The sequence below is a fragment of the Pseudomonas sp. EB271-G4-1 genome, from assembly GCF_058791355.1.
This window is the reverse complement of record NZ_JBYTEO010000063.1, coordinates 14,048-37,351: the sequence shown is the minus strand read 5'-3', so window position 1 is coordinate 37,351 and position 23,304 is coordinate 14,048. Positions and strand designations below refer to the sequence as shown.

Genomic DNA, 23,304 nt, shown 5'->3' with positions numbered 1-23,304 from the left:
CCCCCCCCCCCCCCCCCCCCCCCCCCCCCCCCCCCCCCCCCCCCCCCCCCCCCCCCCCCCCCCCCGCTCCCACAGGGGATTCTGTCAGGCCCAGAAGTGGGTTAACAGGCGAAGACCGATGATAAAAGCAAAAACAGGCAAGCCAATGGAGGCGTCGCGCAGTCGATCGCAGATCATCGCGCTGTTCATCGCCCTGATCATCTTCATCATGTTGTTGTTCGCCAACTTCGCGTACCTCAACACCCAGGCCACCTACGACAAACAGTACATCGGTCACGCCGGTGAGCTGCGCGTGTTGTCCCAGCGCATCGCCAAGAATGCTACCGAAGCCGCGGCCGGCAAGGCTGCGGCATTCAAGTTGCTAAGCGATGCGCGCAACGATTTCGCCCGGCGCTGGAGCTATCTGAAGAAAGGCGACCCCGCCACCGGCCTGCCACCGGCACCGCCCAGCGTGCGCCCGGAAATGCGCGCCGTGCAACTGGACTGGGAGCGCCTGCTGAAAAACACCGATGCGATCCTGTCCAGTGAACAGACGGTGCTGTCGCTGCATCAAGTCGCCGCGACCCTGGCCGAAACCGTGCCGCAGTTGCAGGTTGAATACGAAAAGGTGGTGGAAACCCTGCTGCAACGTGGCGCCCCGGCGGCTCAGGTGGCGATGGCGCAGCGTCAATCACTGTTGGCCGAGCGTATTTTAGGGGCGGTCAATACCGTGTTGTCCGGCGACGTAAACTCACAGCAGGCCGCCGATGCGTTCGGCCGTGATGCGGCGCGGTTCGGCCAGGTGCTCAACGGCATGCTCCAGGGCAACGCATCTCTGCGGGTCAGCCAGGTCGAGGACCGTGACGCGCGCGCGCGGCTGATCGAGATATCAGAGCTGTTCGAATTCGTCTCAGGCTCAGTGGACGAAATCCTCGAAACCTCACCGGAGCTGTTCAAGGTTCGTGAGTCGGCCACCAATATTTTCAGCCTTTCGCAAACCCTGCTCGACGAAGCTTCCCATTTGGCCAGCGGCTTTGAAAACCTCGCCGGAGGGCGTGACACCGACACCATCGGCGGTTATGTCCTGGGCCTGGGGGCGCTGATGTCGATCATCCTCATCGGCCTGGTGATGGTGCGCGAAACCAATCGCCAGCTGCGCGAGACCGCTGAAAAAAACGAGCGCAACCAGAACGCGATCATGCGCCTGCTCGACGAAATCGAAGACTTGGCCGACGGCGACCTGACCGTGACCGCCACGGTAACCGAAGACTTCACCGGGACCATCGCCGACTCGATCAACTATTCCGTGGACCAACTGCGCGATCTGGTGGCAACGATCAACCTGACGGCGGGCCAGGTTGCAGCCGCCGTGCAGGAAACCCAGGCTACCGCAATGCACCTGGCGCAGGCCTCGGAACATCAGGCCCAACAGATTTCCGAAGCCTCCACCGCGATCAACGACATGGCTGAGTCCATCGATCAGGTGTCGGCCAACGCCGCGGAATCCTCGGCGGTGGCCGAGCGTTCGGTGGAAATCGCCAACAAGGGCAACGAAGTGGTGCACAACACCATCCATGGCATGGACAATATCCGCGAACAGATTCAGGACACCGCCAAGCGAATCAAGCGCCTTGGCGAGTCCTCCCAGGAAATCGGCGATATCGTCAGCTTGATCGATGACATTGCCGACCAGACCAACATCCTCGCCCTCAACGCAGCGATCCAGGCGTCCATGGCCGGTGATGCCGGGCGTGGTTTCGCAGTGGTCGCCGACGAGGTGCAGCGCCTGGCGGAGCGTTCTTCGGCCGCAACGCGGCAGATAGAGACCCTGGTGCGGGCGATCCAGGCCGACACCAACGAAGCGGTCATTTCCATGGAGCAGACCACCACCGAAGTGGTGCGCGGCGCGCGTCTGGCGCAGGATGCCGGTGTGGCCCTGGAAGAAATCGAAGGGGTGTCCAAGACCCTGGCGGCGCTGATCCAGAGTATTTCCAACGCGGCGCAACAACAAACGTCGTCTGCCGGTCAGATTTCCCTGACGATGAACGTGATCCAGCAGATCACTTCGCAGACCTCGTCCGGCTCTACCGCCACCGCCGAGAGCATCGGCAACCTGGCAAAAATGGCCAGCCAGTTGCGGCGTTCGGTGTCTGGCTTCACCTTGCCGGCCACCCAGGCGCAGGTCGCGGACAAAGCTTGAACCGCCCCCGGGCATGGCTATCTTGATAGAAGTGGGGATTGGAGTGGTTATGGGTGATCGGCACGACTATGTGGCCCTCGAATGGGTCAAAGGCGAAATTGCCGAAACGCTGAAGCAGGCTCATCACGCGATCGAAACCCAGCTTGATGACCCGCAGGCGACGCACGCCCTGAGCGAATGCCTGGCGTGCATCCATCAGGTTCACGGCAGTCTGCAGATGGTCGAATTCTACGGCGCGGCCTTGCTCGCCGAAGAAATGGAGCAACTGGTCACCGCCTTGCAACACAATCGCGTCCATCATCGTGACGAGGCGCTGCACCTAATGCTGCAAGCGCTGGGGCAGTTGCCGATCTATCTGGATCGCGTGCAAGGTGCCCGCCGCGATCTGCCTTTGGTCGTGTTGCCGCTGATCAACGACCTGCGCAGCGCCCGCGGCGAAAGCCTGTTGTCGGAAACCAGCCTGTTCAGCCCGCAGTTGCCAGACCTGCCTGCCCTGGATCAAGCGTCCCTGGCGCGGCTGGAGCCGGCGGACCTGCCGAATGTACTGCGCAAGTTGCGGCAAATGTTGCAGATGGCCCTGGTCGGGTTGCTGCGCGAGCAGGATGACGACACGCACCTGGAGTACCTGGCCAAGGTCTTTACGCGTCTGGAAGGCTTGTGCGATTCAGCGCCCCTGAGCCCACTGTGGCAGGTAGCTTCAGCGCTGGTCGAAGGCATGCGCGCCGGCGTCATTACCAACAGTCCGGCCTTGCGCAGCCTGTTCAAGGAGGCCGACAAAGAGCTCAAGCGTCTGCTCGAACAGGGCATGCAGGGCATCAATCAGCCGCCGCCACCCGAGTTGCTGAAGAGTTTGCTGTTCTACATTGCCAAGGCCGAACATCCCACCGGGCAGATGCTGACCATGAAAGATCGCTACGCACTGGACGATGCATTGCCTGACAGCGCGATGGTCGACGAAGAACGCGCCCGCCTGGCCGGTCCTGATCGTGATGCCATGCGCTCGGTATTGGCGGCATTGTGCGAAGAGCTGGTGCGGGTCAAGGAGCGCCTGGACCTGTTCGTGCGCAGCGACCGGCAACACACTTCGGACCTCGACAGCCTGCTGGCACCCCTGCGGCAAATCGCTGACACCCTGGCGGTGCTGGGTTTCGGCCAACCCCGCAAGGTCATCATCGATCAACTGGCCGTGGTGCTGAGCCTGGCCCAAGGCCAGCGCGTACCCGATGATGCGATCCTCATGGACGTGGCCGGGGCCTTGCTTTACGTCGAAGCGACGCTGGCCGGCATGGTCGGCACCGTAGAGCCTGAAAGCCAGGAAGACAGTCGGCTGCCCACCACCGACCTGACGCAGATCCACCAGATCGTCATCAAGGAAGCGCGCATCTGTCTGCAGCAAGCCAAGGACATGATCGTCGACTACATCGATGCCGATTGGGACCGACAGCACCTGCAGGAGCTGCCGGCCCTGCTGACCCAGGTTCGGGGTGCGCTGGCGATGATCCCGTTGACCCGGGCGGCGGGCCTGATCGAAACCTGCAATCACTACATTCATGAACACCTGCTGCTCGAGCCGGATCAGCCCGGCTGGCAGGCGCTGGACAGCCTGGCCGACGTGATCACCAGCATCGAGTATTACCTTGAGCGCCTCAACGACGACCCCGAAGCACCCGGTGAGGGTCTGCTCGACGTGGCGCAAAGTAGCCTGGCCTCACTCGGGTTTTTCCCCAGCGAACGACAGGTGCCAGTGCTTGCGGATGTCCTGAGCCCCGGCGAAGCGCAGTCCCTGCGGCAACAGCAGGAGCGGGATGCCCCGGCCATCGCCCAGGCCCTGGCTGATGTGCTGGCCAGCCCGGTTTCGGCCCTGAACCCGCCCGCGCTCGACACCCCGGATAGCCTGCTGCCGCCACCTTCAGGCGAAGAGCCGGTGGATGAGGAGTTGCGCGAAGTATTCCTCGAAGAAACGGATGAAGTGCTGGAGATCCTTCGCGAGCATTTGCCACGCTGGTCGGCGGATCCCACCAACCGCTTGGCCCTGAGTGAATTGCGCCGTGCCTTTCATACCCTCAAGGGCAGTGGCCGGATGGTGCGAGCCCTGGTGCTTGGCGAATTGGCCTGGGCGGTGGAAAACCTGCTTAACCGCGTGCTGGAACACAGCGTGGAGCCTGGCGCCAGCGTGCAGCAACTGCTCGACGATGTGCTCGATCTGCTGCCGGAGCTGGTGGCCGAATATGCCGCCGATGCCCAGCGTCAGCGCAATGATGTCGACCAGTTGGCGGCCCGTGCCCACGCCCTGGCCAAGGGCGATACCCTGGCAGCGGACGAGGATACCCAGGACGTCGCGGCCCTCGACCCGCTATTGCTGGAAATCTTCCGCAAGGAAGCCGAAACCCATTTGAGCAACCTCAACCGCTTTCTCGACCAGGCCGCCGAACGCCTGCCGCTGCAGGCCAGCGATGAGCTGCAGCGTGCTTTACACACCCTCAAGGGCAGTGCGTCGATGGCCGGGGTGGTGCCGATTGCCGAGCTGGCGACGACGCTCGACCAACTGGCCCGGGAGTACAAGGCTCACCTGATCGCGCTCGACCTGGACGAAGTCGAAGTGCTGCTGGAGGCCGAAGGTTTGTTCCGTCTTGGCTTGCGCCAGCTCAAGACCGACCCGTTGGCTGAAATCCCCGGCTCCGGGGCCCTGATCGAGCGCGCCAGGGCGCTGCTCGCCGAACGCCTGCAAAGTCACTTGAGCACGCCCAGTGCCGGCCTGAGGATCAAGCGCGACCCGCAGTTGATCAACAACTTCCTGGCCCAGGGCATGGACATCCTGCTCGACGCCGAAAGCCTGTTGCGGCGCTGGCAGCAGCATCCAGGCGAACGCCAGGAACTCAGTGCACTGCTGGACGAATTGACCACCCTCGGCGAAGGCGCGCACCTGGCCGACCTGCATCCGGTGGATGAGCTCTGCGAAGCCTTGCTCGACCTCTACGGTGCTGTGGAAGAGAGCAGCCTGGCGGTTAGCGAGGAATTTTTCCAGGAAGCACAAAGTGCCCACGAAGCGCTGATCAACATGCTTGATGAGCTGGCTGCCGGCCAGGAAGTCAGCCCGCGCCCGGAAAGGATTCGGGCCTTGCACGGCTTGCTCGATCAGAGCCTGGACCCTTCGGCCATGGGCCTGATCCGCAGTGACGGCAGTCGCACCTTGAGCATCCGCGAGCTGGGCGCCGCCACCGCCGAACTCGAGCGCACGTTCCCCCCTGTAGGAGCGAGCACGCTCGCGATGGACGCTAACGATGACGCGCTTTCATTGGATAAACGCGGCGCCTATGAGCCCATCGCGAGCAGGCTCGCTCCTACAGGAGACCGCGCAGCCGAACTGGACGACGACATCGTTTCGATCTTCCTTGAGGAAGCCGAGGATATCCTCGAAAGCGCCAACCATTCCTTGCAACGCTGGGTCAGTGACCCGCATAACCCCGCGCCGCTGTCCTCGTTGCAGCGCGACTTGCACACCCTCAAGGGGGGCGCGCGGATGGCCGAGGTCGAACCGGTCGCAGACCTGGCACAGGAACTGGAAAACCTCTATGAGGGCCTGGCGGACCGCCGTTACAGCCACAGCGAAGTGTTGACGCAATTGCTGCAACTGAGCCATGACCATCTGGCGCAGTTGCTTGAGCAGTTGCAAGACCATCAGGCCCTGGGCGATCCCGGGGAACTGATCGAAGCGATTCGCGCGTTCAGGCAAAGCCACGCAAACAATGCCGATGTAATCGAAGCTGCCGCTGGCGTCGACTCGGCCCACCATGACAGCGAGTTGCTGGACATCTTTCTTGAAGAAGGCTTCGACATCATCGAAAGCTCCGGGGCGGCACTGCTGCGCTGGCAGGCCGAGCCGTCGAACCGGCAGGAAATGGAAACCCTGCTGCGCGACCTGCATACCCTCAAGGGCGGTGCGCGCATGGTGGAAATCGCTCCCATTGGCGATTTGGCCCACGAGCTGGAGTTTCTCTACGAAGGTTTATCCACCGGCATGCTGCAACCCACGTCGGCTTTGTTCGAGCTGCTGCAGCGCAGCCATGACCGGCTGGCGCAGATGCTCGACGCGGCGCGCGCCGGTGAGCCATTGCCGCCGGCCGACCGGCTGATCGATGCCATCCAGAACTTCAGTCACCCGGTGCTGCCTGAAGCCCCGGCGCCACTCACCGTTACGGCAAAAACCGAGACACCACCGCTGCAGTCCGATGCCGGGGCGGATATGGTCAAGGTCTCGGCGGAACTGCTCGACGACCTGGTCAACCTGGCCGCTGAAACCTCGATCTTTCGCGGTCGCATCGAACAGCAGGTCAACGACGCGCAGGTCGCCCTCAACGAGATGGAAACCACCATCGAGCGCATGCGCGACCAGTTGCGCAGGCTCGATACCGAAACCCAGGGCAGGATTCTCAGTCGTCAGCAAGTCGATGCCGAGCGCCTGGGCTACGAAGAGTTCGACCCGCTGGAAATGGATCGCCACTCGCAACTTCAACAACTGTCGCGAGCGCTGTTCGAATCCGCCTCCGACTTGCTTGATCTCAAGGAAACCCTCGACCGCCGCAACCAGGATGCGCAAAACCTGTTGCAACAGCAGGGCCGCATCAACACCGAATTGCAGGAAGGCCTGATGCGCACGCGCATGGTGCCGTTCGAGCGGATGCTGCCGCGCTTGAAGCGCATTGTTCGCCAGGTTGCCAGTGAGTTGGGCAAGGACGTCGAGTTCATCGTCGGCAACGCCGAAGGCGAGATGGATCGCAATGTGCTCGAACGCATGGCGGCGCCACTGGAGCATATGCTGCGCAATGCCGTCGACCACGGCCTGGAATCCGCCACTGTGCGGTTAGCGGCGGGCAAGCCGGCGCAAGGGCGGATCACCCTGGATCTGTTGCGCGAAGGTGGCGACATCATTTTCGATATTCGCGATGACGGTGCCGGCGTGCCACTGGAGGCGGTGCGGCGCAAGGCGATCAAACGCGGCCTGCTCGACCCGAACAGTGTCATCAGCGACCACGACGTGTTGCAATTCATCCTGCAGCCGGGGTTTTCCACCGCCGAGAAAATCACCCAGATCTCCGGGCGTGGGGTCGGCATGGACGTTGTGCACGAAGAGGTGCGGCAACTGGGCGGCACCATGAGTATCGACTCAGTGCCAGGGCAGGGTGTGCATTTTCGCATTCGCCTGCCATTCACTGTGTCGGTCAACCGGGCGCTGATGGTGCAATGCGGGGAGGATCAATACGCCATTCCACTGAACACCATTGATGGGATTGTCCGCGTGTTGCCCAACGAACTTGAAGGGCATTTCCGCCTTGATCCGCCGACCTACGAATACGCCGGTCAGTGCTATGAACTGTGTTACCTGGGCGAGCTGCTGAAAACCAGCCCGCGTCCACGGCTGTTGGGCCAGAGCCTGCCGCTGCCGGTATTGCTGGTGCAATGCAACGAGCGGCATATTGCAGTGCAGGTCGATGCCATGGCCGGCACGCGCGAGATCGTGGTCAAGAGCCTCGGCCCGCAGTTTGCCGCTGTGCAAGGGGTGTCCGGGGCGACGATTCTGGGGGACGGTCGGGTGGTGCTGATCCTGGACCTGCTGGCGCCGGTTCGCGCCATGCAAGCCCGCGCGCCGCAGCGTCCGGTCAGTCACGACGTCGAGGTCGAGCCGCAGCGGCCGTTGCTGGTGATGGTGGTCGACGACTCGGTCACCGTGCGCAAGGTCACCAGCCGTTTGCTTGAACGCCACGGCATGAACGTGCTGACCGCCAAGGACGGTGTCGACGCCATGCTGCTGCTGGAAGAGCACATCCCGGACCTGATGCTGCTGGACATCGAAATGCCGCGAATGGATGGCTTCGAAGTCGCGACCCAGGTGCGCAACGATGAGCGTCTGCGGCACCTGCCGATCATCATGATCACCTCCCGCACGGGCCAGAAACACCGCGACCGGGCCATGGCCATTGGCGTCAACGACTACCTTGGCAAGCCGTACCAGGAATCGGTATTGCTTGAAAGCATTGCCCTGTGGAGCAAGACCCATGCATGAGCGTCGCCACGACCCGCGCGACAGCCAACTCACCGGCCTGCTACTGCCTTTGGCTGACCGCCACCTGATCCTGCCTAACGTCGCGGTGGCTGAACTGATTGGTTACCAACCCGCAGCCATCGACCTGGACTCACCACCTTGGTATCTGGGAAGGGTAGCGTGGCGCGACCGGCAGATACCATTGCTCAGCTTCGAGTCGGCGTGCGGGCAGAAAATCGTCATCGGCGAACGCGCGCGAATTGTCATTCTCAACGCGCTCGGCGGTCGGCCCGAGCTGAAGTTCATCGCGCTACTGGTCCAAGGGATACCGCGCTCGTACAAGCTCGACAGTCAATTGAGCTACGTGGATGTGCCGTTGTGCCCGCTGGAGAAAGCGGCGGTGCAGGTGGCGGATCAAGTGGCCAAGGTGCCGGATTTGTTGGCGCTGGAGGAGTTGTTGGTAGGTGCTGCGCTCGTCTGAAGGGCCCCTTCGCGAGCAGGCTCGCTCCCACAATGGTTTTGCGGCGAATACCAAACCCTGTGGGAGCGAGCCTGCTCGCGAAAGCGGCCTCCAATTCACCAAAAATCTGACGGCTAAACCTTGGCCTGAGCCAACGCCTCATGGTGATCCAACGCCCGCTCCACCAACAAATGCACACCATCGGCCATGCGGCTGAGCGCCAAGGCTACCGAACGGCGCGAACCCTCCACGCCGTCCGCCAGATCGGCCGCAATGGCACTGATGGACAGCAGGTCTTCGGAGGCATTGGCCAGAAGTGCTTCAGTGCCGATGTCAGGAGAGACGGTGAACAGCTGGAATTTTCGGCGCTTGGCCGGTTTTTCGTGAGGGGGCGGGAAGTAATGAGAGAGGGCGCGGTCTGCGGCTTCGCTGAGCTTCTCGGCTTCCAAGGCAGCTTGGAAATCGGGATCGGTTTCCGAGGGATTGGGAGTTACTTTGAACATACTGAATCTCCATTTGACGAGTTTCAGCTGCCCCATTCGGTTCCAAACGAATTAGGGTGGCAGCTGTACGCAGGTTGGAACCCGAGGTAAATGGAGAAAACCCGGTAGACCCGAAGGTCTCCCGCGCACAGCCGCCATAACGGAATGCACACTATGAAGGTGCGCAAGCATACGTTATGAATGGCGCTTTTTCGCCCTTTACACCTCGGGGTTCCAAACCCGGCCGCTGAATTTGCAGCGACGCACAAACGATAAAGATCCGCGCAAAAGCGCACCAGTCAGCGGGTTCCGGCATTTCTGTAGGCAGCGATGTCAGGCGTTGTAGCCTTCCATCCTTTCTGCGGACAAATGTTTAAACACAAAACCCGATCAGTTGGCGAAGATGTCCAATGGTTGAAGATTCCCAAAAAGGGACTGATCGGTCCTTTTTTGGGACTTTTCGACAATTTTATTCCGGCCTTCGACAGCAGTTGTGACCATCGCGGCCCCTTCGCGAGCAGGCTCGCTCCCACAGGGTTGGTGTTCGCCGCAAAACCAATGTGGGAGCGAGCCTGCTCGCGAAGGCGTCAGAATAGTCAACCATTAACCTAAGCGTAACAATCCACCCCTCTGCTTGATTGATACCCCCCACCAACACTCCTACTGTGACCCCACGACAGCGAACCCGTGGAGTGGTCATGACAACAACAATATCCCCCGACTCGCGATGGACGCGGCGGCGCAGTGAGAAGCAGCGACGTCTGGCGCTGGTGCGAGACCTGGCCGACGGTGTGGTGTTGCCCACCGACAAGATCGTGGCGGCGCTGGAGGCGTTGATCCTGCCGGGCGATCGAGTGGTGCTGGAGGGCAATAACCAGAAGCAGGCGGATTTTCTCTCCCGTTCCCTGGCCAAGGCCGATCCGGGCAAGCTGCATGACCTTCACATGATCATGCCCAGCGTCGGTCGTTCCGAGCACCTGGACCTGTTCGAACGCGGCATTGCGCGCAAGCTCGACTTCTCTTTCGCCGGTACCCAGAGCCTGCGCATCAGCCAGTTGCTCGAAGACGGCCTGCTGGAGATTGGCGCGATCCACACCTACATCGAGCTCTATGCGCGGCTGGTGGTCGACCTGATTCCCAACGTGGTGCTCAGTGCTGGCTTCATGGCCGACCGCGCCGGCAACATCTACACCGGGCCGAGCACCGAAGACACCCCAGCGCTGATCGAACCGGCCGCCTTCAGCGACGGCATCGTCATCGTCCAGGTCAACCAGCTGGTCGATGATGTAAGCGACTTGCCGCGGGTCGACATTCCCGCTTCCTGGGTCGACTTCGTGGTGGTGGCGGACAAGCCGTTCTACATCGAGCCGCTGTTCACCCGAGACCCTCGGCACATCAAGCCCGTGCACGTGCTGATGGCGATGATGGCGATTCGCGGGATCTACGAAAAACACAACGTGCAGTCGCTCAACCACGGCATCGGCTTCAACACGGCCGCCATCGAACTGATCCTCCCAACCTACGGCGAATCCCTGGGCCTCAAGGGCAAGATCTGTCGCAACTGGACGCTCAATCCCCACCCAACCCTGATCCCGGCGATTGAAAGTGGCTGGGTCGAAAGCGTGCATTGCTTCGGCACCGAACTGGGCATGGAAAACTACATCGCCGCCCGGCCCGACGTGTTCTTCACCGGGCGCGACGGCTCGCTGCGTTCCAACCGGATGTTCAGCCAATTGGCCGGGCAATACGCGGTGGATCTGTTCATCGGCGCGACCCTGCAAGTCGATGGCGACGGCCATTCTTCGACCGTGACCCGTGGTCGCCTGGCCGGTTTTGGTGGCGCGCCGAACATGGGCCATGACCCGCGCGGTCGCCGCCACGGCACGCCAGCCTGGCTCGACATGCGCCACACCGACACTGCACAACCCATGCTCGAACGCGGCAAAAAACTGGTGGTGCAAATGGTCGAGACCTTTCAGGAAGGCGGAAAGCCGACCTTCGTCGAGACCCTCGACGCCATCGATGTGGCGAAAAAAAGCGGCATGCCACTGGCGCCGATCATGGTCTACGGCGACGACGTCACCCACCTGCTGACCGAAGAAGGCATCGCCTATTTGTACAAGGCCCGCACGCTGCAAGAGCGCCAGGCCATGATCGCCGCCGTCGCTGGCGTGACCGCCATCGGCCTGCGGCATAACCCCAAGGACACCGCGCGCATGCGCCGCGAAGGCTTGATCGCCTTGCCCGAAGACCTCGGCATCCGCCGTACCGACGCCACCCGCGAATTGCTCGCCGCCAAAAGCGTAGCGGACCTGGTGGAGTGGTCCGGTGGCCTTTACAACCCACCCGCCAAGTTCAGGAGCTGGTAATGCACGCACTCAACCTGCAACCGAAAACCCTGAGCCTGGCCGAACGCCTGGCGGACCTGGCGGTGGATGCGCTGATCGACGAGGCTGACCTGTCGCCAAAACCGGCGTTGGTCGACCGCCGCGGCAATGGCGCCCACACCGATTTGCACCTGGGGCTGATGCACGCCTCGGCGCTGGCCCTGTGGCCGGCGTTCAAGGAAATGGCGCAAGCCGCTATCGAGATGGGCGAGGTTGGATTGCCGCTGCGCGAGGCGATTGGCCTGATCGGACGTGAAGGCGAACAAGCGATGCTCGCCACCACCAACGGCGTGAATACCCATCGCGGGGCCATCTGGGCGCTGGGCCTGCTGGTCGCCGCTGTTGCGCTGGAGCCGCATTCCACCGCCGCTGGCGCCATCGCCTTGCGAGCGGCACGCCTGGCCTTGCTCGACGACCGTTATGCGCCGCGTCCACTGAGCCACGGTGCGCAAGTCGCCCAACGCTACGGTGTGCGCGGTGCCCGCGAGGAAGCGCAACTCGGTTTTCCGGCAGTGATTCAACGCGCACTGCCGCAACTCAAGCGCAGCCGCGCTGTCGGCCATGGCGAACAGAACGCTCGGCTCGATGCGTTGCTGGCGATCATGACGAATCTGGCTGACACCTGCGTGCTGTACCGCGCCGGTGAGGAAGGCCTGAGCACCATGCAACTCGGTGCCCAGGCCGTGCTCGACGCCGGTGGCAGCGCCAGCCTCGCCGGGCGTCGTCGGCTGCATGAGCTGGACCAACAGTTGATCGCATTGAATGCCTCGCCCGGTGGTGCTGCGGATTTGCTCGCATCCTGCCTGTTCATCGACCGCATCGAGGCCGGCGACCGCATTACCCAGGGAGCGTTTTAATGGAAACCTTATCTTTTGAATTCCCCGCCGGGCAGCCGCCACGCGGTCGCACGCTGGTGGGTTGTGTCGGCTCGGGCGATCTGGAAGTGCTGATCGAACCGGGTCAACCCGGCAAGCTGAGCATCACCGTGCAGACCTCGGTCAACGGCAGCGAGCAACGCTGGCAGCACCTGTTCGCACGGATGTTCGACGGCCAGGTCCCGCCGGCCATGGACATCGACATCCACGATTTCGGCGCCACCCCCGGGGTAGTCCGCCTGCGCCTGGAACAGGGCTTCGAGGAGATCGGCCATGACTGACAGCGCAGCGCTTCTCAACAAGCACAGCTTCGTTGAACTCGGTGCCCGGCAACGGGCGAAAGCCTTGCTTGATACCGGCACCTTTCGCGAATTGCTCGATCCGTTTCAACGCATCATGTCGCCGTGGCTGGCGCGCCAGGGCGTGGTGCCGCAAGCCGATGACGGCGTGGTGATCGCCAAGGGCAGCCTCGACGGATTGCCAGTAGTGATCGCGGCTATCGAAGGGGCATTCCAGGGCGGCAGTCTCGGTGAAGTCGGAGGGGCGAAAATTGCCGGTGCACTGGAACTGGCTGCCGAGGATAACCGCAAGGGCATCCCGACCCGAGCCGTGCTGCTACTGGAAACCGGAGGTGTGCGCCTGCAGGAAGCCAACCTCGGCTTGGCGGCCATTGCCGATATCCATGCGGCGATCGTCGATTTGCGCCAGTACCAACCGGTGATCGGTGTGGTAGCGGGCAGCGTCGGTTGTTTTGGCGGCATGTCGATTGCCGCCGGTTTGTGCAGCTACCTGCTGGTGACTCAGGAGGCTCGCCTGGGCCTGAACGGTCCCCAGGTGATCGAACAGGAGGCGGGGCTCGAGGAATACGACTCGCGCGATCGCCCCTTTATCTGGAGCCTGACCGGCGGCGAGCAACGTTTCGCCACGGGTCTGGTGGATCGCTACGTGGAAGACGACGTGGCGCGGATTCGTCGGCAGGTCGGCGAATTGCTCAAGCAGGGTTTGCCTGCGCAGCAACGCAGTACTCAGGCCGACCTGTTTCTGCAACGGCTGGCGCGTCTGGACGCCGAGCCGCAAATCGAGCCGGCCACGGTTCGCGACCTGTATCAAGGAGAGCGCTCATGAGTTCGTATTCCCTGAGGGGCTTGAACTGGTTCAACGCCTTGAGCGGCGATGCCAGGCCGGTCACTGGTTTGCCGGCCTCGCTGAAAGTGGCGGATGGATTTGTGGGTGAACAGCCCGCGCGCTTCATCGCCGTGGTGGCCGATCCAGACAACCGGTTCGTGCGTGCCCGCCATGGTGAAGTCGGGCTGCTCGAAGGCTGGGGCCTGGCCAAGGCGGTGAATGACGTCATCGTTGCCGATCAGGACAAGCTGCAAAAACGCGCCTTGATCGCCATCGTCGATGTGCCGAGCCAGGCCTACGGGCGCCGCGAAGAAGCCCTCGGTATTCATCAAGCCTTGGCCGGTGCCGCCGACAGTTATGCCCGCGCCCGGCTGGCCGGTCATGCCGTGATTGGCTTGCTGGTGGGCAAGGCGATGTCCGGGGCGTTTCTGGCTCACGGTTATCAGGCCAACCGCTTGATTGCCCTGCGCGATCCAGGGGTGATGGTGCATGCCATGGGCAAGGCTTCGGCGGCGCGGGTGACCTTGCGCAGTGTCGAAGAGCTGGAAACCCTGGCCGCCAGCGTGCCACCGATGGCCTATGACATCGACAGCTATGCCAGCCTCGGACTGCTCTGGGAAACCTTGTCGGTGCAGCAGATCGAACAGCCCACCTCGGCGGATCTGGCGCGGGTGATCGAGTGCCTGACGCAGGCGATTGCCGATGTCGCGCACAAGGGCACTGATTTGAGCGCTCGCCTCGGGGCGGCCAATCGGGCGGCCTCGAGCAAGGTCCGCCAGTTACTGAGAGAACAATGGTGAGCCGGTTTCTGGCCCACGACCTGCTCTGGGGCATGACTCCTCGGCAGCTGCCTGAGGATGCGCCTGCCTGGGCGGTCGAGTCGATCGGCGCCGGTCAGCCCGTGGTGGTGCGCCGTGCGGTGTCGACGGCGGATCGGATTGCGGTCGGCGTGCGTGGACGTTTACGTGAACAGCGCTATGGGACGTCGATGGCAATTGCCGCGGTAACCCGTTGTGTCAGCCCGGAAGCGCTTTGCCACGTCGAGAGCCACCGTGACTTGCCGGCGTTTGAGGCCTTGGCTCAATTGCGCCCTGTACTCGATGCCTGCGGTTGGGCCTGGGGTGTCAGCGGCAGTGCCGGCTTCGAGTTGGCCAGTGGCGTCGCAGCCTTGCAGGAGGCCAGCGATCTGGATTTGATCCTGCGCACACCACGACCCCTGGCGCGTGTTCAGGCTCGAGAGTTGCTGGCGTTACTCGATACGGCGCCGTGTGTGGTGGACATGCAATTGCAGACCACGTTCGGCGCTGTCGCCTTGCGTGAGTGGGCGGGTTCTTCCTCTCGGGTTTTGCTCAAGAACGCAACAGGGGCCTGCCTGGTCGTCGACCCGTGGAACGCGCAGGAGCAGGCAGCGTGAGCAGTTTGCTGGTGTTCCCGGGGCAGGGTGCGCAGCGGCCGGGCATGCTCCAGGGTTTGCCTGGGGACACGCTGATCGAGGCCAGCGACCTGTTGGGCGAAGACGTTCGGCGGCTCGATTCTGCACAGGCGTTGCAATCGACAAGGGCGGTGCAGCTCTGCCTGCTGATCGCCGGTGTGGCGGCTGCGCGGCAGTTGGCATTGCCGGCGGATTACGTCGCCGGGCTGTCCATTGGTGCCTACCCGGCCGCGGTGGTCGCCGGTGCCCTGGATTTCAGCGATGCGTTGCATCTGGTCAGCCTGCGCGGCGAGTTGATGCAGCAGGCTTATCCACATGGCTACGGGATGACCGCGATCATCGGCCTGGAACTGGCGGTGGTGGAGGGCTTGCTGGCCCGGGTTCACAGCGTCGATACACCGGTTTACCTGGCCAATATCAACGCCGATAACCAGGTGGTGATTGCCGGCAGCGACGCTGGGATGAAAGCGCTGGCCGAGCTGGCAAGGGCGCGTGGGGCGGGGATGGTCAAGCGTCTGGCGGTGAGTGTGCCGTCGCACTGCCCGCTGCTGGACGTACCGGCGCAAACCCTGGCCGAAGCGTTCGCCAGGGTGAAGCTGCAAACGCCGAAGATCGGCTACCTGAGCGGCAGTCGCGCCCGCCCGGTGATCAAGGTTGACGCCTTGCGCGACGACCTGGCCTTCAACATGTGCCGCGTGGTGGATTGGCGCGGCACGGTGCAAAGCGCGTATGAGCGCGGCGTACGTCTACAGATCGAACTGCCGCCCGGTGCAGTGCTGACCGGGCTGGCGCGCCGGGTCTTCGAACAGGGCACCGTGATTGCGTTCGACGGTGCAAGGCTCGATACCCTGCAGGCGCTGTTGCGTGAGGAGGGATGTCGCCACCCCTAGAGCAACCCTGAGGCTTCGAACAACAAGAACAACATTCGACGATGCACTTTGAGGACGACAACAATGATTATTTACGGTGTGGCGCTGCTCGCGATCTGTACGCTGGCAGGGGTGATCATGGGTGACATGCTGGGCGTCCTGCTGGGCGTAAAATCCAACGTCGGCGGGGTCGGGATCGCCATGATCCTGTTGATCTGCGCGCGGCTGTGGATGCAAAAACGCGGTGGCATGACCAGGGATTGCGAAATGGGCGTGGGCTTCTGGGGTGCCATGTACATCCCCGTGGTGGTGGCGATGGCCGCGCAACAGAACGTGGTCACGGCCTTGCATGGCGGTCCGGTGGCGGTGCTGGCGGCGATCGGTTCGGTGGTGGTCTGCGGCTGCACCATTGCCTTGATCAGCCGGACCCATAAAGGTGAACCCTTGCCCGATGAGCCCACGGAAATTACCCCCGTCGGCACACCAGTAGGAGGTCGCTGATATGTGGGATCTCATCGAGAAAGGCCTGGAACACAACGGCCTGGTCACCGCATTCGCCTTCGTCGGCGTGATCATGTGGGTGTCGGTCATCCTCTCCAAACGCCTGACCTACGGACGCATTCACGGCTCAGCGATTGCCATCGTCATCGGCCTGGTGCTGGCCTGGGTCGGCGGCACCATGACCGGCGGGCAAAAAGGCCTGGCGGACCTGACGCTGTTCTCCGGCATCGGCCTGATGGGCGGCGCAATGCTGCGCGACTTCGCCATTGTCGCCACGGCCTTCGAAGTGCAGGCCACCGAAGCGAAAAAAGCCGGGCTGATCGGCGTGATCGCGCTGCTGTTGGGTACGGTGCTGCCGTTCATTGTTGGCGCATGCATGGCCTGGGTATTCGGTTATCGCGATGCGGTGAGCATGACCACGATTGGCGCGGGCGCGGTGACCTACATCGTCGGGCCGGTGACCGGTGCGGCAATTGGCGCGACCTCGGATGTGATGGCGCTGTCGATTGCCACCGGGTTGATCAAGGCGATCCTGGTGATGGTCGGCACGCCGATGGCAGCGCGCTGGATGGGCCTGGATAACCCGCGTTCGGCGATGGTGTTCGGTGGCCTGGCCGGTACGGTAAGCGGTGTGACGGCGGGGCTGGCGGCGACGGATCGACGGCTGGTGCCTTATGGGGCGTTGACGGCGACCTTTCACACCGGGCTTGGGTGCTTGTTGGGGCCTTCGTTGCTGTACTTCATTGTTCGCGGGATTGTTGGCTAACTGATCGTTCCCACGCTCTGCGTGGGAATGCCTCAAGGGACGCTCCGCGTTCCAGCTCTCGAATGGGACGCGGAGCGTCCCGGGCTGCATTCCCACGCAGAGCGTGGGAACGATCACTGGTTGGCGTGGCGATTGGCGTACATCCGGCATTCCGCCAGCAACGCCAGCAGATTCGGATCACGCTCCTTGGCCTTCAAGAACACCACGCCAATGTGCTGCTGCAACCGGTACTTCTCCTGCAGCGCAATCAGCTTCACGCGATTCTCGTACACCGCCGCAATCCGGCCCGGCAGCAACGCATAACCGACCCCCGAACTGACCATGCTCAGCAGGGTGAAGATGTCGTTGACCTGCATCGCCACCTTCGGCTCGAACCCCGCCTGCTCGAAAACCCGTTTACCGTCCTGATGCGTGGCGAAGCCCTGGGTCAGGGTGATGAAGGTTTCATCGCGGACCTCGGCCAGGTCGACGTCGCTTCTGTGTGCAAACTTCGAATCCGCCGGGGTGGCCAGGAAGATATCGTCGGAGAATAACGGCAAGTGCTCCAGATCCGGATCGTTGATGCTGTCGTCCAGGGACACCAGGATCGCATCGACCTCCATGTTCTTGAGCTTGTACAACAGGTCGAAATTGGAGCCGAGGATCAGGTCGATATTGAGCTCGGTGCGGCGGATCTTCAGGCCCATGATCAATTGCGGCACGGTCTTCACCGTCAGCGAATACAGCGAGCCCAATTTGAAACGCTCGGCGGAAAATCCGGCGGCTTCGCGAGTCAGGCGCACAGTTTCTACGACATCCTGGATTAGCTTGTGCGCCCGTTCTTCCAGGACGTAGGCGCTTTCCAGTGGTGTCAGGTTGCGCCCCTCGTGCTTGAACAGCGGGCAGCGCAGGGCGCTTTCCAGGGAGTGGATGGCCCGATGTACGCTAACGTTACTGGTCTGCAATTCGGCAGCGGCGCGGGCCAGGTTGCCAGTGCGCATGAAGGCCAGGAACACCTCGAGTTTTTTCAGGGTCAACTCTTCATCGATCAACATGGGGTGGACTCTTATTGGAATAACCTGATTGTGCACGTATGTGGGTGTATGTAGGAGCGCACCCTATTGAGCTTTATCGATTTTCGAGGTGGGTAAACGATGTATCACGGGGAAAGATTGAACGCCTGGACGCATCTGGTCGGAGCAGTGGCAGCCTTTGTCGGCGGTGTGTGGCTGATTGTGCTCGCCAGCCTCGACGGAAGTCCGTGGAAAATTGTCAGCATGGCGATCTACGCCTTTACCTTGCTGGTGCTCTACAGCGCATCGACCGTCTACCACAGCGTGCGCGGACGCAAGAAAGCGATCATGAAAAAGGTCGATCATTTTTCGATCTACCTGTTGATCGCCGGCAGCTACACGCCATTCTGCCTGGTGACCCTGCGCGGGCCGTGGGGCTGGACGTTGTTCGGGATCGTCTGGGGGCTGGCGCTGATCGGCATCCTGCAAGAGATCAAGCCGAGATCGGAAGCGCGGATCCTGTCGATCGTGATCTACGCGGTCATGGGCTGGATCGTGCTGGTGGCGGTCAAACCCTTGCTGGCGGCGCTCGGCAGCGCCGGATTTGCGTGGCTGGCGTCGGGCGGGATTTTTTATACCGTGGGGATTATCTTCTTTGCCCTCGACCATCGCCTGCGCCATGCCCACGGGGTCTGGCATCTGTTCGTGATTGCCGGGAGTTTGCTGCACTTCGTGGCGATATTTTTTTACGTCTTGTAGGCGAAGCGGCCTTGCAGGTTTCAGGCTCAGCAGAGGCGATCTAATTGCTCCTGGGCTTGGCGGCCGAACACCTGCAACAGGTCGTTCAACGTGTGGGGTGGGGGTTCGGCGGCGCGGGTGACTGCGTACAGGGTGATGGGCAGCGGCGGCGCCAGAGGGCGAATCGTTGTGGTGTCGGGAGACGCACCAAGGGCGGTGAACGGATCGATCACCGCTACACCCGCGCCAGATTCCACCATCGCCCGTGCCAGAGAGTAGGTCTGCACGGCGATGCGTACGCGAGGAGGTGGTTCGACGGCTTCCAGATAGCTGTCGAGCCGTGCGGCCAGCGGATCGGCACTGGATAAACCAATCAGGGGCGCATTCGCCAGCGCCATGAGCGGTAACGGCCTGCCTGCCTCTTGCGGCGGCCAGTAACCAATCGGCGCCAGCGCCACCAGCACGCCGCACGCCAGGGCTTGGGCCTTGAGCCCCGGGTGATCCGGGCGTTGCAGGGTCAGGGCGACATCCACTTCGCGCATCAACAGGTTCTGCACCAGTTCGCGACTGTGGGCGCTGGACAACTCGCAGACGATGTCCGGGTAGCGTCCGGTCCATTCGTGAATGGCCGGCGGCAGCAATGACAGGGCCAGTGCCGGGGTCGCGCCGATGCGCAGGCTGTGCCCCGGCTCGCGACGCAGACTCTGGGCCAGGCGTCGTACGCCTTGCAGGCTTTCACTGACCTTGTCCACTTCGCGCTCCAGCTCCAGCGCTTCCGGCGTCGCCTGCAACTTGCCGCGCACCCGCAGGAACAACGGGAAGCCCAATTGCTGCTCGGCGTGCTGCAACACCTTACTCACCGCCGGCTGCGAGACGTGCAGCAACTGTGCGGCCGCGCTGATCGAGCCGGTCTGGCGGATGGCCTGGAAAATTTCGATATGGCGAAGACGCATGACAAGTCCATAACCTTTGTTTATGGGTTTGACATATTTATGCATTGTTCAACGTCTGTCACCTGGCTCTAACCTCGGCCTTGTCTTCACAACGGTTTTAAGGACGGACATGGCTCAGCGAGTGTGCATCATCGGCGGTGGCGTGATTGGCCTGGCTACGGCCTATGCGCTGGTGCGCGACGGCTTTGAGGTCACGGTGGTCGAGGCTCGGGACTCATTGGGCAGCGAAACCAGTTTCGCCAATGGCGGCCAGTTGTCCTATCGCTATGTCGCACCCCTGGCCGACGCCGGTGTGCCATTACAGGCCATCGGCTGGATGTTACGCGGCGATTCACCGCTGAAGCTGCGTCCGCGCTTCGACCTGACGCAATGGCGCTGGATGGCATCGTTCCTCGGCGCCTGCCGCCACTCGGTCAACCGCGCGAACGCCGCCCACTTGCTGCGCCTGGCGCTCTTGAGCCAGGAAACCTTGAAGTCCTGGCGCGAGGATGATGGATTGGCGGGTTTCCAGTGGCGGCGCAATGGCAAGCTGGTGACGTTCCGCCAGAACAGCAGCTTCGAACATGCGCGCCAGGGTCTGGCCGACCCGCAACAACAGCAGGTGTTGTCGGCGGCCGAATGCGCGCAGCTGGAGCCGGCGCTGATCGATGCCCCCTTCGTCGGGGCGATCTACACCCCGGACGAAGAGGTCGGCGATTGCCACGGTTTCTGCCAGCAACTGGCCGCCCGGCTGCAAGCGTCCGGTCGTTGCGAGTTTCGTCTCGGGCAAGCAGTGACCGGGATTCGCCATGGCCACGGCAGCGTCAACGCCATCGAGTTGGGCGAACACCTGCTGCCGGTTGAGCAACTGGTGATCGCTGCCGGCCACCGCAGTCCGCTGTTGGCGCTGCCCGGGCTGCAACTGCCGCTGTACCCGCTAAAGGGCTACAGCTTGACCGTGCCCATCGGCGTCGGTCACCGGGTGCCCGACGTGAGCATCACCGACTACGACCGCAAGATCGTCTACGCCCGCATCGGCGAGCAATTGCGTGTGGCGGCGATGGTCGACATCGTCGGCTTCGACCCTGCGCTGGACCCCAAGCGCCTGGCACTGATCAAGCGTCAGGCCCAGGACACCTTTCCAAATGCCGGCGCTTATGACCAAGCCGTCGAGTGGGCCGGCATGCGCCCGGCCACCCCCAGCGGCGTACCGTTGCTGGGCGCGACGGCCTATCGCAACCTGTGGCTCAACCTCGGCCACGGTGCGTTGGGGTTCACCCTGGCGTGCGGCAGCGGGCGATTGCTCAGCGAGTTGATCGCCGAGCGTCCACCTTCCATCGACCTGCAGGGGTTCAATCACCGGGCCGCCTGAATAGCCATTTCTGAAGAGGACACTGCAATGAGCATTACCCGACTGCACAGCAACCCGCGCCTGTCAGGCGCCGTGACTTTTGGCGATCTGGTGTTTCTTTCCGGGCAGGTACCGGGCGATGCCCTGGATGCCAGCGGACAGACCCGGGAAGTACTGAGGAAAATCGACGCCTTGCTGGCCGAGGCTGGCAGCGACAAGGATCATCTGCTCAGCGCGACCATTTACCTGAAGAACATCACCGAGGATTTCGCCGCGATGAACGAGGTCTGGTCGGCCTGGTTATCGCCCGGGCAGGCCCCGAGCCGCACCACCGTGCAGGCCGAACTGGCCCGCCCGCAGGTGCTTGTGGAAATCACCGTCATCGCTGCACGCGCCTGATAAACCAACACCCACAACGGAGAATAACAATGCAAAAAATCACGTTGCTCGCTTGCAGCCTCGGCCTGTTGCTAGGCAGTCAGGTACAGGCCAATGAAACGCCGCTGACCGGCACCCTGGGCAAGATCGCCAGCACCAACAGCATTACCCTGGGTTATCGCGATGCGTCGGTGCCGTTTTCCTACGTGGGTGATCACAGCGGCAAGCCGATGGGTTACTCGGTGGATCTGGCGAGCAAGATCGTCGAGCGCATCCAGCAGCAACTGGCGCGGCCTGACCTGAAGGTGAAGTACAACCTGGTAACCTCTCAGACCCGCATTCCATTGGTACAGAATGGCACCGTGGACCTGGAATGCGGTTCCACCGGCGTCACTGCCGAACGGCAGAAACAGGTGGCGTTCTCCTATGGCTTCATCTACGTCAAAGGCCAGTTGCTCACCGCCAAGGACAGCGGCATAAAAGGTTTTGCCGACCTGCGCGGAAAGAACGTGGTGACTACCGCCGGCACCACCAACGAGCGCTTCCTCAAAAGCTACAACGTCGATCACAAGATCGACATGTTCGTGATCAGCGCCAAGGACCACGGGGAAGCCTTCCAGATGCTGCAATCGGGCCGGGCCGCGGCGTTCTACATGGACGACGCGCTGCTCTACGGCGAGCGTGCCAAGGCCAATGACCCGCACAAGTGGGTGGTGGTCGGGGAGGAGCAATCGCGGGAGATCTACAGCTGCATGGTACGCAAGGACGACCCGCAGTTCCTCGCCCTGGTCAACGGCGTGTTGGCGGATCTGTACAGCTCGGGCGAGATCAATGGCATCTACCAGCGCTGGTTCGAGCAGCCGATCCCGCCGAAGGGTTTGAACCTTGAGTTCCCGATGACCAGCGAACTCAAGGCGATCATTGCCAAGCCGGTGAGTGATCCGGTGCAATAAAGTCAAAAGATCGCAGCCTTCGGCAGCTCCTACACGGGATTGCGCTCCAGCCTGTAGGAGCTGCCGCAGGCTGCGATCTTTTTAGAAATCACCCCAGAGCTGCTGGGCAACCGCCAGTGCAACCACCGGCGCGGTCTCGGTGCGCAACACTCGCGGGCCGAGGCGGGCGGCGCGGAAGCCGCTGGCCTTGGCCAGATCGACTTCGGCATCGGACAAACCACCTTCCGGGCCGATCAGAAAGGCCAGGCTTGAAGGCTTGGCATGGCTGACCAATGGCTCGGCCACCGGGTGCAGCACCAGCTTCAGTTCAGCCTCAGTCTGCTTCAACCAGTCGGCCAACAGCACCGGCGGATGAATCACCGGCACCCGTGAGCGCCCGCATTGTTCGCAGGCGCTGATCGCTACCTGGCGCCAGTGCAGCAGGCGTTTGTCGGCGCGTTCGTCCTTGAGTCGCACTTCGCAGCGTTCGCTGAAAATCGGCGTGATTTGCGTGACACCCAATTCAGTCGCTTTCTGGATCGCCCAGTCCATGCGCTCGCCACGGGACAAGCCCTGGCCGAGGTGGATCTGCAACGGCGATTCCACCTGGCCGGCAAACTCCTCATGGATCTGGACTACCACGCGTTTTTTGCCGACTTCAACGAGCGTGCCGCGAAATTCATGGCCGGAACCGTCGAACAGTTGTAACGCATCACCCTCGGCCATGCGCAGCACGCGCCCGATGTAATGGGCCTGGGCTTCGGGCAATTCGTGCTCGCCGGTGCTCAGGGGGGCGTCGATGAAGAAGCGGGACAGTCTCATGCTAAATCTCTGTAGTTGGATCGTTCCCACGCAGAGCGTGGGA

20 protein-coding genes are annotated in these 23,304 nt (G+C 62.4%); 16 read left to right on the top strand and 4 right to left on the bottom strand.

The window, feature by feature from the left end:
* Positions 1-118 precede the first annotated feature (118 nt).
* The 3 genes from AC3WWR_RS25155 to AC3WWR_RS25145 are packed head-to-tail and all read left to right on the top strand — an operon-like array spanning position 119 to position 8,700.
* On the top strand, positions 119-2,179 hold the full coding sequence (locus AC3WWR_RS25155; RefSeq protein WP_432668696.1) for a methyl-accepting chemotaxis protein: 2,061 nt from the start codon (positions 119-121) through the stop codon (positions 2,177-2,179).
* A gap of 49 nt (positions 2,180-2,228) precedes the next feature.
* On the top strand, positions 2,229-8,240 hold the full coding sequence (locus tag AC3WWR_RS25150) for an Hpt domain-containing protein (RefSeq protein ID WP_432668695.1): 6,012 nt from the start codon (positions 2,229-2,231) through the stop codon (positions 8,238-8,240).
* Positions 8,233-8,700, top strand: a complete 468-nt coding sequence (locus AC3WWR_RS25145) for a chemotaxis protein CheW (RefSeq protein ID WP_083349853.1) — start codon at positions 8,233-8,235, stop codon at positions 8,698-8,700. Before AC3WWR_RS25150 ends, AC3WWR_RS25145 begins: the two co-directional genes overlap by 8 nt.
* A 113-nt stretch (positions 8,701-8,813) precedes the next feature.
* On the opposite strand, the gene AC3WWR_RS25140 is transcribed toward AC3WWR_RS25145, so the two are convergent.
* On the bottom strand, positions 8,814-9,182 hold the full coding sequence (locus AC3WWR_RS25140; protein WP_432668694.1) for a DUF6124 family protein: 369 nt from the start codon (positions 9,180-9,182) through the stop codon (positions 8,814-8,816).
* 677 nt (positions 9,183-9,859) lie between these two features.
* Here AC3WWR_RS25140 and mdcA point away from each other — a divergent pair.
* From mdcA to madM, 9 genes are all read left to right on the top strand, one after another.
* Positions 9,860-11,530, top strand: coding sequence for a malonate decarboxylase subunit alpha (gene mdcA, locus AC3WWR_RS25135; protein ID WP_151143672.1), 1,671 nt, complete (start codon positions 9,860-9,862; stop codon positions 11,528-11,530).
* A complete protein-coding gene (locus AC3WWR_RS25130; protein ID WP_432668693.1) occupies positions 11,530-12,405 on the top strand; it encodes a triphosphoribosyl-dephospho-CoA synthase in 876 nt (291 codons plus the stop codon). Before mdcA ends, AC3WWR_RS25130 begins: the two co-directional genes overlap by 1 nt.
* Positions 12,405-12,704: a malonate decarboxylase subunit delta gene (locus AC3WWR_RS25125; RefSeq protein WP_020797395.1), complete on the top strand. Its 300-nt coding sequence runs from the start codon at positions 12,405-12,407 to the stop codon at positions 12,702-12,704. Before AC3WWR_RS25130 ends, AC3WWR_RS25125 begins: the two co-directional genes overlap by 1 nt.
* Positions 12,697-13,548, top strand: coding sequence for a biotin-independent malonate decarboxylase subunit beta (locus tag AC3WWR_RS25120; protein ID WP_033045264.1), 852 nt, complete (start codon positions 12,697-12,699; stop codon positions 13,546-13,548). Before AC3WWR_RS25125 ends, AC3WWR_RS25120 begins: the two co-directional genes overlap by 8 nt.
* Positions 13,545-14,348 (top strand): biotin-independent malonate decarboxylase subunit gamma, encoded by an 804-nt coding sequence (gene mdcE / locus AC3WWR_RS25115; RefSeq protein ID WP_432668692.1) that lies wholly within the window; start codon positions 13,545-13,547, stop codon positions 14,346-14,348. Before AC3WWR_RS25120 ends, mdcE begins: the two co-directional genes overlap by 4 nt.
* The gene (locus tag AC3WWR_RS25110; RefSeq protein WP_432668691.1) at positions 14,342-14,962 is read left to right on the top strand and encodes a malonate decarboxylase holo-ACP synthase; all 621 of its coding nucleotides are present in this window, start codon (positions 14,342-14,344) and stop codon (positions 14,960-14,962) included. The genes mdcE and AC3WWR_RS25110 overlap by 7 nt, the downstream gene beginning before the upstream one ends.
* The gene (gene mdcH, locus AC3WWR_RS25105; protein ID WP_432668690.1) at positions 14,959-15,870 is read left to right on the top strand and encodes a malonate decarboxylase subunit epsilon; all 912 of its coding nucleotides are present in this window, start codon (positions 14,959-14,961) and stop codon (positions 15,868-15,870) included. Before AC3WWR_RS25110 ends, mdcH begins: the two co-directional genes overlap by 4 nt.
* Positions 15,871-15,933: 63 nt before the next feature.
* Entirely contained in the window at positions 15,934-16,350 is a 417-nt protein-coding gene (gene madL, locus AC3WWR_RS25100; RefSeq protein ID WP_020797400.1) for a malonate transporter subunit MadL, read from the top strand.
* A gap of 1 nt (position 16,351) precedes the next feature.
* The gene (madM, locus tag AC3WWR_RS25095; protein ID WP_432668689.1) at positions 16,352-17,116 is read left to right on the top strand and encodes a malonate transporter subunit MadM; all 765 of its coding nucleotides are present in this window, start codon (positions 16,352-16,354) and stop codon (positions 17,114-17,116) included.
* 113 nt (positions 17,117-17,229) lie between these two features.
* On the opposite strand, the gene AC3WWR_RS25090 is transcribed toward madM, so the two are convergent.
* Entirely contained in the window at positions 17,230-18,150 is a 921-nt protein-coding gene (locus tag AC3WWR_RS25090; protein WP_033043068.1) for a LysR family transcriptional regulator, read from the bottom strand.
* A gap of 99 nt (positions 18,151-18,249) precedes the next feature.
* On the opposite strand from AC3WWR_RS25090, the gene trhA reads away from it, so the two are divergent.
* On the top strand, positions 18,250-18,867 hold the full coding sequence (trhA, locus tag AC3WWR_RS25085) for a PAQR family membrane homeostasis protein TrhA (RefSeq protein ID WP_033043069.1): 618 nt from the start codon (positions 18,250-18,252) through the stop codon (positions 18,865-18,867).
* A gap of 26 nt (positions 18,868-18,893) precedes the next feature.
* On the opposite strand, the gene AC3WWR_RS25080 is transcribed toward trhA, so the two are convergent.
* On the bottom strand, positions 18,894-19,799 hold the full coding sequence (locus AC3WWR_RS25080; RefSeq protein WP_020797405.1) for a LysR family transcriptional regulator: 906 nt from the start codon (positions 19,797-19,799) through the stop codon (positions 18,894-18,896).
* A 109-nt stretch (positions 19,800-19,908) separates the two neighbouring features.
* Between AC3WWR_RS25080 and AC3WWR_RS25075 the strand changes: the two genes are divergently transcribed.
* From AC3WWR_RS25075 to AC3WWR_RS25065, 3 genes are read left to right on the top strand one after another with little or no spacing between them, the layout of a single operon-like run.
* Entirely contained in the window at positions 19,909-21,150 is a 1,242-nt protein-coding gene (locus AC3WWR_RS25075; protein ID WP_432668688.1) for a D-amino acid dehydrogenase, read from the top strand.
* A gap of 27 nt (positions 21,151-21,177) precedes the next feature.
* On the top strand, positions 21,178-21,528 hold the full coding sequence (locus tag AC3WWR_RS25070; protein ID WP_020797407.1) for a RidA family protein: 351 nt from the start codon (positions 21,178-21,180) through the stop codon (positions 21,526-21,528).
* A gap of 29 nt (positions 21,529-21,557) precedes the next feature.
* Positions 21,558-22,460, top strand: a complete 903-nt coding sequence (locus AC3WWR_RS25065) for a transporter substrate-binding domain-containing protein (RefSeq protein WP_020797408.1) — start codon at positions 21,558-21,560, stop codon at positions 22,458-22,460.
* Between the two features lie 81 nt (positions 22,461-22,541).
* On the opposite strand, the gene AC3WWR_RS25060 is transcribed toward AC3WWR_RS25065, so the two are convergent.
* The gene (locus AC3WWR_RS25060; RefSeq protein WP_020797409.1) at positions 22,542-23,261 is read right to left on the bottom strand and encodes a 16S rRNA (uracil(1498)-N(3))-methyltransferase; all 720 of its coding nucleotides are present in this window, start codon (positions 23,259-23,261) and stop codon (positions 22,542-22,544) included.
* Between the last annotated feature and the right edge of the window lie 43 nt (positions 23,262-23,304).